Genomic DNA, 17,601 nt, shown 5'->3' on the forward strand with positions numbered 1-17,601 from the left:
GACAGGTGCAAAACCAATCAAAACCGCACCAAATTAGTGCAGACATTTTTCTCCTCTTCCACCTCTTCCTGAATAAGCTCTTGTTTTTCAAGAAAAAAAACCAGATTTTTAATCTGGCACATATATTGCCCTATTGGAGGCAAGCTTATCTTGCGTATTCGCGAGATTGCATTAAGATTGCAGCTCGCAAAGACGAGCGAAAAAGCAGATTTCCCCTGAGCATCTTATAGATCTACGTATCCAATGAGATGGTTTCCTCGAAGGAAGGCAAGTTTACCGTAACTTGCCTTCATCTGAGTATAACCGCCTTACTCATTAATACAGTAAGAAGCCTTAAGCTGCCCAGATACAACTTCAAAATCCATATATTTGTTGGGCCGAGACCCTGGAGGCATCCTCATGTCAGAGAAGACTCTGAATCTAATTAAAGAAAGCGAAGCGCGCTGGGTTGACCTGCGTTTTACCGACACTAAAGGTAAAGAGCAACACGTAACCATTCCATCACGATATGTTGATGAAGAATTTTTCGAAAATGGTCAAATGTTCGACGGCTCTTCTATCTCTGGCTGGAAGGGTATTAACGAGTCTGACATGATTCTTCTTCCAGACGACACAACTGCAATTCTTGACCCTTTCACTGACGAGCCTACTGTTATCGTTCGTTGTGACATCGTTGAGCCAAACACTATGCAAGGTTACGAGCGTGACCCACGTTCTGTTGCCAAGCGTGCTGAAGACTACTTGAAGTCAACTGGTCTTGGTGATACTGCTTTCTTCGGTCCAGAACCTGAATTTTTCGTCTTTGATGACATCAAGTGGGGCTCTGACATGTCAGGCTCATTTGTAAAAATCAACTCTGAAGAAGCCGCATGGTCAACTGGCCACGAATTCTCAGACGGTAACATGGGTCACCGCCCTCGAGTTAAAGGTGGTTACTTCCCAGTTCCTCCTGTTGACTCTCTACACGACCTTCGTGCTGCTATGTGTGCTGCGATGGAAGAAATGGGTCTTGACGTTGAAGTTCACCACCACGAAGTGGCCACTGCTGGTCAATGTGAGATCGGTGTTAAATTCAACACTCTTGTGAAAAAAGCGGACGAAGTACAAATCCTTAAGTACTGTGTACACAACGTTGCTCACGCTTACGGCAAAACCGCAACATTTATGCCTAAGCCAATCGTTGGCGACAACGGTTCTGGTATGCACGTTCACCAATCTTTCTGGAAAGACGGCGTAAACCAATTCGCTGGTGACGCATACGCAGGATTGAGCGAAATGTCGATTTACTACATCGGCGGTATCATCAAGCACGCAAAAGCACTTAACGCGTTCTGTAACCCAGGTACAAACTCTTATAAGCGTTTGATCCCAGGCTTCGAAGCACCTGTTATGTTGGCTTACTCTGCGCGTAACCGTTCTGCGTCAATCCGTATTCCATACACACCTTCCGTGAAAGCGAAGCGTGTTGAAGTACGTTTCCCAGACCCAATCGCTAACCCATACTTGTGCTTCGCGGCGCTATTGATGGCGGGTATCGACGGTATTCAAAACAAAATCCACCCTGGTGATGCAGCAGACAAAGACTTGTACGACTTGCCAGCAGAAGAAGCACTAGCGATTCCTCAAGTTGCAGGTTCACTTCGTGAAGCTCTTGCTGCATTAGACGCAGATCGCGACTTCTTGACTGCAGGTGGCGTATTCACTGATGAATCTATCGACGCTTACATCGACTTGAAGATGGAAGAAGTTTACCGCGTTGAGCATACAACTCACCCAGTTGAGTTCGATATGTACTACAGTGTTTAATTGCTGAATTAAGCATTTAAAACAAAGGCCGCACTACGCGGCCTTTTTTATTGGCGGTTTAAAAACACACTCAAATATTCATATGGAAGATTAAACACCCCGTGCAGAGTGTTTAGAACAAAATATTTAACTACCAGTGTTTTGACACTCCCAAAACCACCCGTGAACCAGCTAAGTCTTTTAAGGCTTCATCATTGTCGTTATAGGAGTAGGTTAAACCGATATTGAACGTTGTAAACCATTCAATGTCCCTGTTCACCTGCACACTGTAATCGACAAAATCCACACTATCGTTGTCCGAGTTCAATTGTCCAAGATGCAATAACAGGTTGTATTTTTCTGCAAATTGATAATGTCCATTCGCATCCAGATACACCTCTTCCACATCCACGTTATCATAGTAATGAAAACTGAAATTGGGAAAAATCACACCCGCATAAGCTTCGCCCGAATCGGATTCACTGTACTCTGAAAAAGCATGCTGCACGAATCCAACATCAAGTTTGACTTTATCTAAATCAAATTTGTACCCCAATACCGCATCCAACTGAAGCTCATCTTCACCGTTTATTTGTATATTGGTAAACACCACAGCATCAGCATATAAACCAAAATTGGTATTACCATAGTGCACACCACCATATAAAGATGGCTCCTCATTAGAAAGCGAAAAACCTCGCAACAATCGATCGGAAACCAGAGTCAAACTGGCGCCAACTTTATGTTCGGCATAAACAGAACAAGTAAAAGACAAACAAAGAAAGCACAACAGATATCGAAAATAAAACATGGGAAGCACTCCTACTTAATTATTTTTATTGGTAGAAAATTAAAGCGCCTTCAATATAGAAACTATTATTCACATGGCTATCGCAAATACATCACGAAAATATCACGGAGTAATTAAATGTGAAGCAACATAAGCTCCAATTCAACCCAACACACAACATAAAGAATTTACACGCCAAAAACCTTTCAATATTAGAATACATAAAAAGAATGCTCGAATAAAAACACATCAATTTATGCGGATAATGAACTTGTCAATCACCGTAAACTTTGATAGCTTCTCATGCCTGATCACATAGATATTAGCGGAGGGTAGACATGATTGTAGCAAGAACCTTCCGGGCATTCAGTTAACCAATATACTGACTATTCCAGGCCCGGTTTAAAGCCGGGGCACTTACACAGCCCCTGAGTTATTGACGTCAATTACGTTAGGGCTTCTCATGTCTACACAATATTCCCTTTTTCAATTAGGTTGGAAAACCTTTTTCCAACAACAGCTTTCGTTATCCGAGCTAGAAAACCATTTCATTGGTAGAGTCTCCGGCGTGCATAAATCCCATCTCGATTTGCTAATGGAACAAGGTAAGCGCCTGATTGCTTACCCCAAACACCTGGACACATTAACGGTTGGTGATTGGCTTGTTCTAGATAAAGAAAACAAACCAATTCGAAGCCTAGAGCGTTTATCTCTGTTTTCTCGAAAATCTGCAGGCAAACAATCGTCAGAGCAATTAATCGCTGCGAATATCGATACAGTAATGATTGTCTGTTCACTGAACGAAGATTTTAATCTTAACCGAATTGAACGCTACCTGGCTTTAACCCAACAATCCGGGGCAGAAGCAGTGGTAATTCTTTCTAAAGCCGACCTTTGTCCTGATTATGAAGACAAACGATATGCAGTAGAAAAACTCAACCCTTTTTTACCGGTATTTGCGTTAAACACTTTATCGACCGATGTTGAACAGCTCACCCCCTGGTGCAAAGCCGGGCAAACACTAACCGTTGTTGGCTCTTCAGGTGTTGGTAAATCCAGCCTGGTAAATAGTCTGATCGGGAACGGAGTGCAAACCACACAAGCAATCCGTGAGAACGATGGCAAAGGAAAGCATACAACTACTGCTCGCAGCCTGCATTTATTACCACAAGGCGGAGTCATTTTAGATACACCCGGCATGAGAGAAATCCAAATACTGGCTGACAAGGAAAATATAGAAGAAGTCTTTACTGAAATACACCAACTCGCAAATAAGTGTAAGTTCAGTGATTGCAAACATGAAAACGAACCTGGTTGCGCGGTACTCGAGCAAGTTGCAACTGGACAAATTGATGCAAGAAGGCTGGAAAACTATCGAAAACTGATTCACGAGGCTGAGTTCAACAGTATTTCGATTGCTGAAAAGCGCGCGAAGGAGAAAAGCTTAAGCAAGTTTTACCACAATACTATGATCGACTCATACAAGATAAAACGAGGAGAATAGACTTCCGACGAGCTAAACCACCAATACCAAGTCATCCTAGAAGGATGACTTGGTATATCACGGTTAATCAATAGCAGGGAGGACAAACAACGAAACAAAATTTAAAAAGGTTGCTCTATCATCATAATCTTCCGTTTTTAAGTAGAAGCGTTCGGAGGCAGTTTGAATGACACTTTTTGCCTCATCAAAAATAGCAACATCCGACTCATGAACTTCATCTTCACATTTATCATAGTAAAGGCAATTCATTAGTTTATCTCTGTACGCCGCGTCTTCGATACTATTGATGTATTCAATTGAAAACAGAGCGACAATCAAGCCATAACTTAAGGGTTTGTCATCAAGAACAGGCGTATCTTCATCATTAGAAACCAGGCGAACCAAATTATAGCTATTGTGCAGACGTTTAAGCTGCCTTGGGTTGGATAGTTCAAAGCGATTTGCCCAAAAAGAAAAAGCTGCTTTTTGTTGATCACTCAAACCATGCTGAAAGTTAGATTCCGTATCTTTGTCCCCACCGAATAGCGGGTGCGAAATAATACTTTTAATTATCTTCTCTGAAGAAATATTACCAACTAGAGAACTTCCAGAAGCAGCCCCACCGGAAACAGCTTTCTTTTTGGAATCCACTTCAATCAAATATCCATTTTTATCTACCTGACTGAGTATTCCCTGCCATTGACTTCGCTTTTGCTGGTCATCACCCCAGATATATCCCAAAAACTGACGAACGGTATTGGGTTCAGGCTCCTGTAACAAAATAGGCAGATGAATCATCTTACCCAAATAATCCCGAGCAATTGCCTTTGCATCATTTAACGCATGATATTTTTCTAAAGACTCGTAGTGCAGCGCCATCGCCGCTAACGCAATTCGCTGATCAACTGCAATCAACACCGTTACTTGAGGAATATCCAAAACCAAACGGATTGCCTCAAATGTTTTGACAATACCTTCTGGACCACATCGATCCAGATCATCGACAACAAATAACATTCGTCGTTTAGGACCGATATTCAAATTAAAATCATACTTATCAACACTCGGTGTACGTAGACGAATATTACACATTAACCGAATGTCATCCTTCATAACAGCAACCTGCCCTAAATGCTCCGCATAATCAGGCAAACGCACGTAAGTCAGCAATTCTTTGGTAAAGGGCTGTGCAAGTAACACACGAAATTGTTTATAAAAAGTAAACAACGTTGCCATCAAAACTAAAACAGACCCCGCTCCGAGCCAATGCTTATCTGCGGTATATAACTTCCACTTAACAAGATAGTGGTATATAGAGTCATGAAACAGCACGACACTCAAAACAAACATGCTGATAATTGTCATTTTGGTTGTGTATTTTTTATATGAAAAACACAACGCCAACCAAATTCGCATGGTCAAGTTCCAGCCAATTTGCACACATTGATTCGTCAGCACATACAAAAACCGTTTAACGCCCTTTGCACCTTCCAACTCAAACCCCAAATGACAACTCGTGAGCGCATCCATCATTTCCTGAGCCAGCCCCGCCTGAATATTTTTTGAATGCTCATAAGCCCAGGCATTAAACTCACCAAACAGAAAAGGCTGTTTTCGATTTTTCCTGAGACGTTGCTTTAACAAATCTATAACGCGGGTTTTACCCGACCCCCAATGCCCCAACAAACCAATGGTTAAATGCTCACCATTGCGACGATCCGTCAACAAATTCGCCAGCGAACTCACTAGCCCTTCTCGATCCAGATGATCTTCTTTTTTTCCTCCTGTTTCGGGTGCAACCAGAAAATCTGCTCGCAGTTTTTCATCTTCAAAGTTTCGTTCAATAATTTTTTGATAACTGGCATAAATTGTCGATAGCGCATTTTCTTCATCAACTGAACCAGCTTGACTAATTACCCGTGCGAGAGCCTCAAGGAACACCGACTCATAGAGTTGTTTTAACTCATCAGAGGTTGCAGGCCAAAGCTTCTGTTCAGAAAGTGCCGACACAGAATGCTCGGATAGGTAGCTCACATCAGAACTAATCGCTTGCTCGCTTAAGCTTGCAACCTCACTTCCCTGCCTGTGCCACAATCCAATTTCCGAGCTAAGAATTTCCCCACAGAGTGCGGCGTTTGATTCCATCCCCTGATCAAGTCCCAACTCAGCCAAGTTAGCAAAGGATAAAAATAACGGAGCAAACGCTTCACTTTTCTCAAAGCGGGAGTGCGCTTCCCTCAAGGAGCGGCCAAACTCCTCTAATTTCAACTCATGCTCCTGGCCTAACGCGTCCTGGTAGGCACAAATCAAAACGGAATAAAGCGAAAGCAAGTCTCCAGTGGTGATTGTCTCGTCTTCTCTATTGAATTTTTCCACCTTTTCGGAGACTCCCTGCGTAGCGCCAGGCAAAGGCAGCAAGGGCAATGACCTGAAGATCGATCGAGCAGCCAGCATCAGCAGCAATTGTTTTTGTGAATCCGGCTTTTGTCGAACTAACTGATTGATTTGCTCATCTAAGTTTCGCAGTTCTACAGTTTCCATGAGTAGACGTTCCCAGTATCGTGTTAAAAGCTTAATATGACGGTGCTATGCACTTGCGGGGAGAGAACCATGCAAAACAACCAATTATTCCCTCGTATGCTACTGATATCAGTAGCTCTCATTATGGCCCATCTAAGTTGGGCAGATGAAGTATATAAAACAGTGGACGATAAAGGCCGGGTAACTTACACCGATACTCCCGGGGCCAATAAACAAGCCAAGGAGGTGGATTTACCACCGATAAACACTCAACCTCCGGTTCAGTACCGCCCCAGAACAATTCAGCAGGGTAAAGCATTCATTCCCGAAACAACCATGGTTTTGACCTCTCCTACCAACGGCAGTCAAATTGGGCCGACCCAGGACAGCATTACCGTAGCGGTGGAAATCAAGGGAGATATGCCAAGCTACTCACACATCTCCATTAGTTTTTCCGGACAGGAATACACCCTGGCGAAAGGCGCGGGAGCAATTGAAATACCGGTAAAACGGATCGATCGCGGGGAGAAAACCATTATCGCAACCATGATCGGTCGTCAGGGCGAAGCGGTGATCACATCCCCTCCCGTTACCATTCACATAATTCGGCCGAACCGAAAACCCAGAGCCTCCCCCAAATCTTAACCCACAAGCCCTTGCACCAACTTGGTGCGAGGGCTAGCATTATAATCAATCACCGGTTTTCCTCCCTTCGCTGTACCCCGCTGTATATGGGAGCTCAATCCAAATACCAATGTTGGTTCGGATATTGCTGTAGCCATGACAACCTCAACTACACCCAAAACACAAATGGACTATAAACTTGTTCTGGACTCTCTGATGACCGCAGTGATCGTGGTGGACGACAACCTCCGCATCTATCACCTGAATGCATCCGCAGAGTTTCTATTTGGCTTAAGCTGTGACCAAATGCAGGGTCGACACATACACGACTGCTTTTCAGCTAAGGATGGCACTCCCAACTCATTGCAACACGCATTGCGCGAAAACCTCAATTTCACCAAGCGCAAGGCGCAATGGACACTGCATAATCAACAAAAAATTACAGTCGACTACTCCGTTTCCCCCAGCCCGGAAACCGGCAACATTATCATTGAGGTTCAGCCTCAAGACAGGCTCATGAAAATTAGCCGAGAGGAAGCCTTGTTATCCTACCGGGAGACATCCCGCAACCTCGCACGCAGCCTGGCACATGAAATCAAAAACCCTCTCGGGGGTATACGGGGGGCAGCACAACTGCTCAGTAAAGAATTCAATGACAGTGAGCTTTGTGAATACACCAGAGTCATCATCGACGAAACCGATCGTCTGCGGAACTTAGTCGACAGACTGCTGGGACCCAACAAGCCCAGTCAAAAAGCATTACTGAATATTCACTCGGTGCTTGAACATGTCGCCACAATTATTCGGGCAGAAAGTAAAAATCAGATAGAAGTAAAACGGGATTACGACCCCAGTATTCCAGAATTACTGGGTGACCAGGAGCAACTGATTCAAGCGGTTTTAAATATTGCCCGCAACGCCATGCAGGCACTACAGGAACTAGAAGACGAAACAGCCCCCTGTATAACCCTGAGTACCCGTATCCAACGCCAATACACCATTGGTAAAACCTATTACCCGCTGGTTGTACGAATAGGTATAGAAGACAACGGCCCCGGCATTCCCGAATCGATTATTGATGACATATTTCTTCCCATGATCAGCGGGCGAGCGTCAGGAACCGGTCTGGGCTTATCCATCGCACAGAATTTAATAGGTCAACATAACGGCCTCATCGAATACCAAAACAAAACTCACGCAACTGAATTTGTGATTTATATCCCCTTAAGGACACATGATGACTTCTAATCTTGTTTGGATCATAGATGACGATAAATCCATTCGCTGGGTACTGGACAAGGCGCTTTCTCAAGCACAAATATCCACCCGATGTTTTGAAAATGGCGAAGATGCGCTCGATGAATTGGAGAGCAATCCTCCACAAGCGGTACTGTGCGATGTCCGAATGCCAGGTATAGACGGCTTATCTCTGCTGGCCAAAATGCAGGAATCATACCCACAGTTACCCGTTATTATTATGACTGCCCACTCTGATTTAGATAGCGCTGTTTCGGCCTATCAGGGAGGTGCTTTTGAATATCTACCAAAACCCTTTGATATAGAAGAAGCCGTCGATGTTACCCAGCGAGCCCTGGCGCAAGCGGCACAAAACAGTCAAAGCCCAATTGAACCGGCACCGTCCATTAATGCTGAAATTATTGGTGAAGCGCCAGCGATGCAGGAAGTGTTTCGTGCAATCGGTCGACTGTCCCAATCCAACATTACGGTGTTAATAAATGGCGCTTCAGGAACCGGGAAAGAGTTGGTAGCCAAAGCCCTGCACCGACACAGCCCGAGAAAAAACGAGCCTTTTATTGCATTAAACATGGCCGCCATCCCTAAAGACTTGATTGAATCAGAATTATTCGGCCACGAAAAAGGCGCGTTTACAGGTGCCGCCAGTCAACGCCAAGGCCGTTTTTTACAAGCCGATAAAGGAACTCTTTTTCTGGATGAAATCGGCGATATGCCCGCCGATGCGCAAACTCGTTTATTACGGGTTCTGGCCGACGGTGAATTTTATCGCGTCGGTGGCCACACCCCCACCCGGGCGGACGTCAGAGTCATAGCTGCGACCCATCAAAACCTGGAAAAACTGGTAGCCGAAGGGCGTTTTCGCGAAGACTTATTTCACCGACTCAATGTTATTCGCATTCATATTCCCTCGCTGAGCGAAAGACGCGAAGACATTCCACAACTAGCAAAACATTTTTTACGTAAGGCCGCCGCAGAGCTGGCGGTTGAACACAAAGTTCTTGCAGAAGAAACCATCTCCTATATTCGTCAATTACCCTGGCCGGGCAATGTAAGACAGCTCGAAAACGCCTGCCGCTGGCTCACAGTTATGGCCTCCGGCAGGGAAGTAAAAATTTCTGATTTACCACCGGAACTGATTCAAAACGAAAAAGCCGATATCAACACCAGTGCGGAGTGGTTTAAGGCTTTGGAAATATGGGCCAAACAGGAACTGGAAAACGGCCAGACAGACATACTAAAACAAGCTTCACCACGATTTGAAAAAACGCTCATCGAAGTTGCTTTACGGCACACACGCGGCAGAAAACGTGACGCAGCAGAACTGCTGGGCTGGGGAAGAAATACACTCACCAGAAAATTGAAAGAACTGAAAATTACGGCATAACCAGTCTATAAAAGCTGATCACTGACAAACGAGCACCTTTCGGTGCTCATCCAGCTATAGGCGACAATTACCAGCAGTAACGTCTCGCAACAGAGTTGCGGATCTCGTGACCGTTATAGCGCTCAATCCAATAGCAATCTCCCCAACGATCCTGATAGTAGTAACCACGTTTTACAGGTCTTCGGCGCTTATGGTCACAATATTGGTTGTGGCTGTGTCCCCAGTGACTGGAAACGGTGGCACCAATAAGGATATCCCTCGCCAAATCATGGCCATCATAATGATGATGACCATGGCGACGACTTTCTCGCCGATGCTCCGTTCGGTGTTCTCGACGTGTTTCCTGACGGCGATGCGAACGATGCTCCGAGTCCCTGCGTCGCTCAACCCGTCTGTCACCTCGATGCTCACTTCGACTGCCATCAAATCCTCGAATATCTGGTCGAGTTTTTTCCGAAGCTTCAGCACTTCCCCACACCATCAACACTGAAGTGAGCGCAACTGAAGCGATCAGTAAACGGTTTCTTTTGAGTCTCATGGTTCCAACCTCCCGGCGTTTCACTTTTAGAGGTAGATTAAATGACCGAGACTGAATCTATGCTGAACCAGAATGAACCGTGGAGGGAAACAGAACGTGAAATGAAAGACCACCTGGCGTATTGGATTCGACCTTCAGCTGTCCACCATGCTTTTGGATAAGGTTATTCGCGATAGCCAGGCCTAACGCTGCAACAGGCCGTTCCGGGTCACCTTCTGCAATCCTGCGACTGTCAACGGAAAGCATCCCCCGCACGGTTTCAACCTGCATCACATCATGATCATTGCCAATCTCCAACTCTGCCCAATGACCATCATCGATAACAGAAAGAGTAACAAACATCTTGCTACAATCCTTGTGAACACAATACGTGAGCAAATTTCGAAACGCCTGCAACACTCTACCCACATCACCAACAATAAAAAACGGCATATCACATTCAAGCTCGACATCCACACCGTCAGGCAACTCCGAAACACAAAACAACTCCACCGCTTCACGCACAACATCAGCAATATTTACTTGCTGTTTATGTAATTCGAAATCACTGGATTCCACATCAGCGAGCTCCAATAATTCGTTGACCAACAAATGAAGGGCTTTGCCATTGTTGAATATAACTTCAATTGCCGCCAGATCTTTCTCTGACAAACTATCAGACTTTCGCAGCAGTCTTTTTGAGAAGCCAATAATGCTATTCAAAGGCGTACGCAACTCATGACTCATATTCGCCAAGAACCGAGATTTCGCTAAATTCGACAGCACAGCTTTCGCTTCTGCAGTTTTCCGTTCTTTTATTTCTTCACTTATTGTTACCAACTGTTTTTCAATACGCCGATCATATCGAGCAAACTGCATTAAAAAACCAAGAATAAGGGTAGGTAATATCACCACTTGACCAATGACATGAAACTGCATTTGAGTGATGCGGGATGAAACTGGTGTTAAGTCTTTCCAGTGAACGCCATTGGCCTCCGCAATTACCAGTATCACTACCAATAGCACGGTCAACAAAGACCAGAACTTACACGCTCTAACGCCACCGACAAGCCCCGCCATCGGGGAAATAACTAGCAACCAGCCAGTGGAAACCTGATAAATACCGCCATTGGTTGTAATAGCTAATAAAACACTGGTCACAACAGAAAAAAGCAAAAAAAATGCAGCCCAATCTAACCAACGAAGATGAAGCATCAAAAATGTAGCAATCGCCGCCATTAGAGAAATACCTATCACTAATTGACGAATAAAAATCTGATCAACTATCGCCTTGGCAAAAAAAAGACACTGAATAAACATCACAACTAACAGGATAAAACGAATAATCCGCCTTCTGCGCGAAAACAGTTCAATCTCAAACCTCGCATCAATGGCGACCTCCGTTTTGTTTTCGCTATGCTTTAATGTATCAGACAAAAGTCTCTCACTTTAAATACTTGCTACTCTAGCTCCAGTATAGGTGGTGAGCCTTTATCTTGTAGGGATGCGAAATAAGAACAGATCGCCTCGCCAGCAGAGCTCAATAAACAAAAGAAATAGCCGTCTTTTCCAGCGCCAGTCAGGCGAAAAGCCTATTCACAAGCTATTATTGGTGATGCACAAAGGCTATTTAAATAACCAGGCAATAGAGAAAAACGAGATTTGGTTCCACTGATGCAGAAGCAAATCTACATTAACAATACTGAACATCTCAGAGACTTCATTCAACTCAATGAAGATTGGATAAAAAAGCATTATGCTCTAGAAGATGTCGACCGAAGGCTAGCGGCCAACCCGGCAAAAATTATAAACCGGGGGGGCTATGTTATTACTATGACGCTTAATAATACGGTCATCGGTTGCTGCGCACTCATCAAGCACAGCCACGGAATATTCGAAATCGCAAGAATGACAGTTGCAGAAGAACACCAAAGCCGTGGCTATGGGCAGGAGCTTCTTTCATACGCTCTCCATAAACTCAAGGAGCTTGGCGAGCATCGAACATTTCTCCTGACCAACATCGAACAAAAAACTGCAATAGCCCTATACAAAAAGAATGGTTTTAAAGTTATCAGTTATGAACAGCACCCCATATATGCCCGCTGCAATATGGTTATGGAACACTGGCTTTAGTAGTCATATTCATATGATATTCAAGAGATTTCCAGCTAGCGGCCTTTTGATTAAAGAAACCCGATTCGATATAAGCCTTGCGTATTTGCCCCTTCTCACGTAAAGCCTCAATCCCTTTTTCCAAAGCCTGATATACCATCTCACCATCCTTATGCGCTTTGCTGACTATCCAATGCCGACTTCCAGGAAACATCACTTTAATACCGGGAATGGGAATCAGCACACCACCATCCCAACTATGCTCGTAGTTTTCGTTGGACGAAAAAGCCGATAACACCACATCCGCCCTTTGCCTTTTTACCATTCGCAACATCGAAGTAAAGGCTTCAGCGTAATACACCTTGTCAAAACCAATTGCATGAATTACATCGACATCACTTTGCCAATTCGGGTTGGTGACGATGGAAAGCTTACGAATCTGCTCAATTGTCCGGGCCTTAAGTGCTTTTTTGTTATCAGGATGCGTGTAAAGGCCAACATAAAACTCTCCTGGCCGAACCAGAGGTTGGGTAACGTACAACTCATCTTCCCGGTCTTTTACATCCGACAGCCAAATACTCTCGCCCATCATGACGTAGCGCCCTTTGACCATGGAATCGATATACCGCTGATGCCCTGAATTGACATAGGGAACATAATCAATGGCGTTATCCAGCCCCCCAAAGTGCAAAGCCTGGACCACCAATGTCAGCTCAGCACTTTCCCGAAAAGCCCCCTGACCGCCAAAGTAGTTGATAGCAAGTGGATCTCGTCCAGCCCGAAATGTATTAAATAAGTTTATTACCCCACTGGGAGCCATCACCGTGAGAGGATGAGTATCTGGAGCCCCTCTGGAAAAAGCATGAAGTGCGTTTACAGAAACAACTTGATTAGAACCCGCAAAAGCCAGATTCACACTCAGTAAACCACCCAATAAGAGGGTGAATAGTCTAATAAGGACACGCTGGTACATTAAATCGCATCAGAATATGTAAAGTACAAGAGAACGAGGCTCGTCTAACACCTCCAACTAACAATTAGACAACTGACTGGAAGTATCATTACTTTGAAATTATAGTCTCCTTTCAACAAACTGCTTTTCGTGTCGCTCCAAACCATCAACAAACCAACGTAGAGCCTTCCCGGTATTCCCCTTTTTCCACGCTCCGTAAATAGGCGTGGGATCGAGATCAAGGTCAATATTAAGCGGCACAAGCAGCCCCTCCGCTAACTCTGCCGTTATACGGTGATGGGGTAAGAAACCCACTCCCAACCCATTAATCTGCGCATCGATTTTATGCTTGAGGGAAGGCACCGACAGCACACTCTCCCGAGCAAACACCCGCTTGCTGACCGGTGCATAACTGACGGAGGAATCGCGTACCACCACCGCCCGATAGGATTCAATATCCTCTTTTGTTAACAGACCTGTTTGCTTATGCAACTCAACCAAAGGATGATCAGGCGATACAACAAACACAAACTGAACCCGGTCAATCTCTTTCACACAGACATTTGAAGAAGCCGGTACCGGATCAGAGGCCCCCACCACCAAATCAGCCTGCCCCTCCAGTAAAAGCTCCCAGCTGCCACCCAACACGCCTTCCTGAATCTGAACCTCAACCTGCTGGCCAACTTCGTGATAAAACTCTCTAAGTAACGTATAGATGGGCTGTGGATCCAGTATGGTGTCCACTACGACAGTGAGTTGCGACTCCCATCCCTTCTCGACTTGTCGGGTCATCTCCGCCAAGCGCTGCGTCGCCTGAAGAATTTCACGCCCCTGCTCCAGTAAAACCATACCAGCCGGTGTTAACACCGAGCGACGCCCTTCTTTACGGAACAACACAACCCCCAATTGCTCCTCCAACTTACTCACGGTATAGGTCACAGACGAGGGCACCCGGTACAACGCACTCGCCGCCGCCGCAAAACTGCCCTTGCTGGCAATAGCATCAACCACCTCTAAAGCATCTATCGTAATCGGACTGGACACAGAGCACCTCGTCAACAACGTTCAATCATTCAAATTATTTGAATAAATCTATCAAATATCATTGATTTTTTCTCTCAATCTCTCGATTTAATATGCAAAAAACAAACAATATTTATGAACAAAGTTTAGAAAAAGGCTGAATAGTCAGGAGATAGAGAATCATGGGTTTATTAGTCAATGGCGAGTGGCAAGACAAATGGTACGACACCCAATCGACACAAGGAGAATTTGTCCGTCAAGATTCCCAGTTTCGTAATTGGATAGGCACCAGCGATTTTCCTGCGGAAAGTGGGCGCTACCACCTGTTCGTTTCCTACGCTTGCCCCTGGGCACACCGCACTCTTATTTTTCGCAAACTAAAGCAATTGGAAGAGCATATCAATGTCACGGTTGTCGCCCCACTGATGCTTGAACATGGATGGGAGTTGGCTGGCAACCAAGAAGAAAGCCCTCTACCAAATGCACAGTATCTGTATCAGATATACCAGGCAGCCCAAGCAGACTATAGCGGGCGAGTCACCGTTCCGGTGTTGTGGGATAAGCTCAACAGCACCATTGTCAGCAACGAATCAGCAGAGATCATTCGGATGTTTAACTCCGCCTTCAACACGCTTACCGGAAACACAGAGGATTATTACCCTGCTGACCTTCGCGAGGAAATCGACTGCATAAATGATCTGGTCTATCACACAGTGAACAATGGTGTGTATAAGTGCGGCTTTGCCACCACGCAGCAAGCCTACGAAAAAGCGTTTCGCACGCTGTTTAACACACTGGATAATTTGGACGCAAAGCTCGGTAAACAACGTTATTTGACAGGTAACAGACTGACGGAAGCCGACTGGCGATTATTTACCACATTAATTCGATTTGATGCGGTGTACCACGGTCACTTTAAAACCAACCTGCGCCAGATCGAAAATTACCCGAATCTGTCAAATTATCTGAGGGAGCTATACCAGATACCCGGTATCGCGGGCACGGTGGATATGCAGCAAATCAAAGCACACTATTACGGCAGCCACACAACCATCAACCCGACGCATATTATTCCAGCCGGGCCAGAACTTGATTTCAACCGACCCCACAACCGAGGGCAATTCTCATGAAACAGCGCAATCTACAAACCCTTTACCAGGCACACCCAACAAAAGATGGTGCGGGCGTTAAAATCTTGCGCACAGCAATACAAAGCAACCTACAAGCTTTCGACCCGTTTTTGTTGTTAGACGAAATCGTGTCCGATGATGCCGACGACTATATGGCCGGCTTCCCTGAGCACCCACACAGAGGCTTTGAGACTGTCACTTATATGCAGGAAGGACGGATGAGACATCGGGACCATATGGGGAACGAGCGTGTTCTTGAACCGGGAGCAGTGCAATGGATGACCGCCGGACGTGGCGTTATTCACTCCGAAATGCCCGAGCAAACCGAAGGTAAAATGCACGGCTTTCAACTGTGGCTAAATCTGCCAGCCAAAGAAAAAATGCAGCCGGCGGCATATAAAGAATTTTCCGCATCGGAGATTCCAATTGTAAATTTAGGCACACATAGTACGGTTAAAATTATTGCTGGAACGCTTTCCCTGGAACAGGATGCCGTATCAGGCCCAATACAAGGTAAATCGACACAACCGGATTTTTATGATGTTCATGTTGCTGCCGGAGAAACCGTCACACTGCCACTCAAAGAAGAGAACACCGCACTGATTTACACGTTCGAAGGTAGATTACAAATTAGAGAAACCGTGCGTACCGCTCAGCTTCTTCCCCACTCGATGGCCAAACTCAGCCAGGGAGACCATGTCATTCTGCATGCCGAAGAAGTTGGCGGCCGCGCCCTGATTCTTTCGGGAAAACCCATAAAAGAACCCATAGTGAATTGGGGGCCATTTGTGATGAACACATCGGAAGAGATTGAGCAGGCCATCTACGATTACAATCAAGGAAACCTTGTATAAACCTTCAGCCTTGTAACGGAGCTGTGAGCATGCACACGAAAGTGATTGATTTCTGGTTTAGTAAACTAACCCCAAAACACTGGTGGAAGAAAGACACCACTCTGGATCAGGACATTCGCGACCGCTTTCAATTGATACACAATCAAGCGAGTGCATGCGAGCTTTTCTCCTGGCGACACTCCCCACATGGACGGCTGGCGGAAGTCATCGTACTCGATCAGTTTTCGAGAAATATCTATCGCGATAAAGCTCAGGCCTTCACGACAGATTCCCTGGCCCTTGCGTTAGCCCAGGAAGCCGTACACCTTGGCGCAGACAAAGCGCTAAACCCCGCTGAACGCAGTTTCCTGTACATGCCATATATGCACAGTGAGTCTCTAATCATTCACGAACAGGCTGTTGAATTGTTTGAAAAAAATGGCGAAAAAAATAACTTGGATTTTGAATTAAAACACAAAGCAATAATCGAACGTTTTGGACGCTATCCACATCGGAATAAAATTCTGGGACGACAATCTACAGCCGAAGAAATTGAGTTTCTGCAACAACCCGGCTCCAGTTTTTAGCTGTTTTTTTTACAGGCCAGTCAACGAATGTTAACAAAAAAAATGGCGCAAAAATAAATTTGCGCCAGTATTTATAGACTGAATTGTTTCTGTACAAAAAATCAGATGACCACTTTACGCGAATACACGCCGGGGTGGGAATCGGGAATGGACACTGCACCACAGGCTCTGGCATAAAAGTCTTCTGAACTGACCCAACCAATCACCGCATAGGCATAACCGTCCGCTTTCATTGCCTGAATGCATTCGTATAGCAATTCAGTTGCAATCCCTTTACCACGGTAACTACTATCCACACCCAGAGGTCCAATCATGCCCTTCGCTGTCGCATCATAACAACAGAAACCCACAACCTTTTGCTCATGAACCGCAATCATGCAAGAAGAAGGCTGGCGTAACAATGCCGCTGCACACTCATCCACCCAGCCAGGGCTGACATCGCGAAAATGCTGGTCAACAAAATCGCAGATTACCTGCTTATCCAGCGCCATACCTCTACGTATGGAAATACCGTGCTCCCCACTGACTTTAGGGTCGCTTTTAAGTGGATTATCGTAAAGCTTAACCACCATATCTGTCATAAAAATACCGCCTTATCTTCGAT

General features: G+C 45.2%; 16 protein-coding genes. 9 read left to right on the forward strand and 7 right to left on the reverse strand.

The features are described from left to right. The first annotated feature begins 399 nt into the window (after window positions 1-399). On the forward strand, window positions 400-1,806 hold the full coding sequence (gene glnA, locus P5V12_RS17575) for a glutamate--ammonia ligase (RefSeq protein ID WP_316954402.1): 1,407 nt from the start codon (window positions 400-402) through the stop codon (window positions 1,804-1,806). 130 nt (window positions 1,807-1,936) lie between these two features. Here glnA and P5V12_RS17580 read toward each other — a convergent pair whose 3' ends face one another. Beyond that, complete coding sequence (locus P5V12_RS17580) at window positions 1,937-2,596, reverse strand: TorF family putative porin (RefSeq protein WP_316954403.1); 660 nt, start codon at window positions 2,594-2,596, stop codon at window positions 1,937-1,939. A gap of 442 nt (window positions 2,597-3,038) precedes the next feature. Between P5V12_RS17580 and rsgA the strand changes: the two genes are divergently transcribed. Further along, the gene (gene rsgA, locus P5V12_RS17585; RefSeq protein ID WP_316954404.1) at window positions 3,039-4,079 is read left to right on the forward strand and encodes a ribosome small subunit-dependent GTPase A; all 1,041 of its coding nucleotides are present in this window, start codon (window positions 3,039-3,041) and stop codon (window positions 4,077-4,079) included. 63 nt (window positions 4,080-4,142) lie between these two features. Here the strand turns inward: rsgA and P5V12_RS17590 are convergent, their stop codons facing one another. Continuing rightward, window positions 4,143-6,599 (reverse strand): P-loop NTPase fold protein, encoded by a 2,457-nt coding sequence (locus P5V12_RS17590; protein ID WP_316954405.1) that lies wholly within the window; start codon window positions 6,597-6,599, stop codon window positions 4,143-4,145. A 69-nt stretch (window positions 6,600-6,668) separates the two neighbouring features. Here P5V12_RS17590 and P5V12_RS17595 point away from each other — a divergent pair, with 69 nt between their 5' ends. The 3 genes from P5V12_RS17595 (at window position 6,669) to ntrC (ending at window position 9,843) form a co-directional block, all read left to right on the forward strand. Continuing rightward, on the forward strand, window positions 6,669-7,223 hold the full coding sequence (locus P5V12_RS17595) for a DUF4124 domain-containing protein (protein ID WP_316954406.1): 555 nt from the start codon (window positions 6,669-6,671) through the stop codon (window positions 7,221-7,223). Between the two features lie 135 nt (window positions 7,224-7,358). After that, entirely contained in the window at window positions 7,359-8,450 is a 1,092-nt protein-coding gene (glnL, locus tag P5V12_RS17600) for a nitrogen regulation protein NR(II) (RefSeq protein ID WP_316954407.1), read from the forward strand. Continuing rightward, on the forward strand, window positions 8,437-9,843 hold the full coding sequence (gene ntrC, locus P5V12_RS17605) for a nitrogen regulation protein NR(I) (RefSeq protein ID WP_316954408.1): 1,407 nt from the start codon (window positions 8,437-8,439) through the stop codon (window positions 9,841-9,843). The genes glnL and ntrC overlap by 14 nt, the downstream gene beginning before the upstream one ends. A 67-nt stretch (window positions 9,844-9,910) precedes the next feature. On the opposite strand, the gene P5V12_RS17610 is transcribed toward ntrC, so the two are convergent. Beyond that, window positions 9,911-10,381 carry a hypothetical protein gene (locus P5V12_RS17610; protein WP_316954409.1) on the reverse strand — a complete coding sequence of 157 codons (471 nt, stop codon included), beginning with the start codon at window positions 10,379-10,381 and terminating at the stop codon, window positions 9,911-9,913. Window positions 10,382-10,438: 57 nt separating this feature from the next. After that, window positions 10,439-11,797, reverse strand: a complete 1,359-nt coding sequence (locus P5V12_RS17615) for a HAMP domain-containing sensor histidine kinase (protein WP_316954410.1) — start codon at window positions 11,795-11,797, stop codon at window positions 10,439-10,441. 237 nt (window positions 11,798-12,034) lie between these two features. Between P5V12_RS17615 and P5V12_RS17620 the strand changes: the two genes are divergently transcribed. Beyond that, entirely contained in the window at window positions 12,035-12,493 is a 459-nt protein-coding gene (locus tag P5V12_RS17620) for a GNAT family N-acetyltransferase (RefSeq protein ID WP_316954411.1), read from the forward strand. On the opposite strand, the gene P5V12_RS17625 is transcribed toward P5V12_RS17620, so the two are convergent. Both P5V12_RS17625 and P5V12_RS17630 read right to left on the reverse strand, forming a co-directional pair. After that, window positions 12,474-13,445 (reverse strand): hypothetical protein, encoded by a 972-nt coding sequence (locus tag P5V12_RS17625; protein WP_316954412.1) that lies wholly within the window; start codon window positions 13,443-13,445, stop codon window positions 12,474-12,476. The genes P5V12_RS17620 and P5V12_RS17625 overlap by 20 nt on opposite strands. 99 nt (window positions 13,446-13,544) lie before the next feature. Further along, window positions 13,545-14,468 carry a LysR substrate-binding domain-containing protein gene (locus tag P5V12_RS17630; protein ID WP_316954413.1) on the reverse strand — a complete coding sequence of 308 codons (924 nt, stop codon included), beginning with the start codon at window positions 14,466-14,468 and terminating at the stop codon, window positions 13,545-13,547. A 161-nt stretch (window positions 14,469-14,629) separates the two neighbouring features. On the opposite strand from P5V12_RS17630, the gene P5V12_RS17635 reads away from it, so the two are divergent. The 3 genes from P5V12_RS17635 to P5V12_RS17645 are packed head-to-tail and all read left to right on the forward strand — an operon-like array spanning window position 14,630 to window position 16,997. After that, window positions 14,630-15,577, forward strand: coding sequence for a glutathione S-transferase family protein (locus P5V12_RS17635; RefSeq protein WP_316954414.1), 948 nt, complete (start codon window positions 14,630-14,632; stop codon window positions 15,575-15,577). Further along, window positions 15,574-16,431, forward strand: a complete 858-nt coding sequence (locus tag P5V12_RS17640; protein ID WP_316954415.1) for a pirin family protein — start codon at window positions 15,574-15,576, stop codon at window positions 16,429-16,431. The genes P5V12_RS17635 and P5V12_RS17640 overlap by 4 nt, the downstream gene beginning before the upstream one ends. Window positions 16,432-16,460: 29 nt before the next feature. After that, window positions 16,461-16,997, forward strand: a complete 537-nt coding sequence (locus P5V12_RS17645) for a DUF924 family protein (RefSeq protein WP_316954416.1) — start codon at window positions 16,461-16,463, stop codon at window positions 16,995-16,997. Window positions 16,998-17,098: 101 nt separating this feature from the next. Here the strand turns inward: P5V12_RS17645 and P5V12_RS17650 are convergent, their stop codons facing one another. Then, on the reverse strand, window positions 17,099-17,578 hold the full coding sequence (locus tag P5V12_RS17650) for a GNAT family N-acetyltransferase (RefSeq protein ID WP_316954417.1): 480 nt from the start codon (window positions 17,576-17,578) through the stop codon (window positions 17,099-17,101). Window positions 17,579-17,601: the final 23 nt, after the last annotated feature.

This window comes from Teredinibacter sp. KSP-S5-2, from assembly GCF_032773895.1.
GTDB lineage: Bacteria > Pseudomonadota > Gammaproteobacteria > Pseudomonadales > Cellvibrionaceae.

Coding starts and splice junctions, on each gene's coding strand:
- P5V12_RS17645 (WP_316954416.1), top strand. CDS start 16,461: ATGCACACGAAAGTGATTGATTTCTGGTTTAGTAAACTAACCCCAAAA.
- P5V12_RS17625 (WP_316954412.1), bottom strand. CDS start 13,445: ATGTACCAGCGTGTCCTTATTAGACTATTCACCCTCTTATTGGGTGGT.
- rsgA (WP_316954404.1), top strand. CDS start 3,039: ATGTCTACACAATATTCCCTTTTTCAATTAGGTTGGAAAACCTTTTTC.
- P5V12_RS17650 (WP_316954417.1), bottom strand. CDS start 17,578: ATGACAGATATGGTGGTTAAGCTTTACGATAATCCACTTAAAAGCGAC.
- P5V12_RS17620 (WP_316954411.1), top strand. CDS start 12,035: ATGCAGAAGCAAATCTACATTAACAATACTGAACATCTCAGAGACTTC.
- P5V12_RS17595 (WP_316954406.1), top strand. CDS start 6,669: ATGCAAAACAACCAATTATTCCCTCGTATGCTACTGATATCAGTAGCT.
- P5V12_RS17640 (WP_316954415.1), top strand. CDS start 15,574: ATGAAACAGCGCAATCTACAAACCCTTTACCAGGCACACCCAACAAAA.
- glnL (WP_316954407.1), top strand. CDS start 7,359: ATGACAACCTCAACTACACCCAAAACACAAATGGACTATAAACTTGTT.
- ntrC (WP_316954408.1), top strand. CDS start 8,437: ATGATGACTTCTAATCTTGTTTGGATCATAGATGACGATAAATCCATT.
- glnA (WP_316954402.1), top strand. CDS start 400: ATGTCAGAGAAGACTCTGAATCTAATTAAAGAAAGCGAAGCGCGCTGG.
- P5V12_RS17590 (WP_316954405.1), bottom strand. CDS start 6,599: ATGGAAACTGTAGAACTGCGAAACTTAGATGAGCAAATCAATCAGTTA.
- P5V12_RS17610 (WP_316954409.1), bottom strand. CDS start 10,381: ATGAGACTCAAAAGAAACCGTTTACTGATCGCTTCAGTTGCGCTCACT.
- P5V12_RS17635 (WP_316954414.1), top strand. CDS start 14,630: ATGGGTTTATTAGTCAATGGCGAGTGGCAAGACAAATGGTACGACACC.
- P5V12_RS17580 (WP_316954403.1), bottom strand. CDS start 2,596: ATGTTTTATTTTCGATATCTGTTGTGCTTTCTTTGTTTGTCTTTTACT.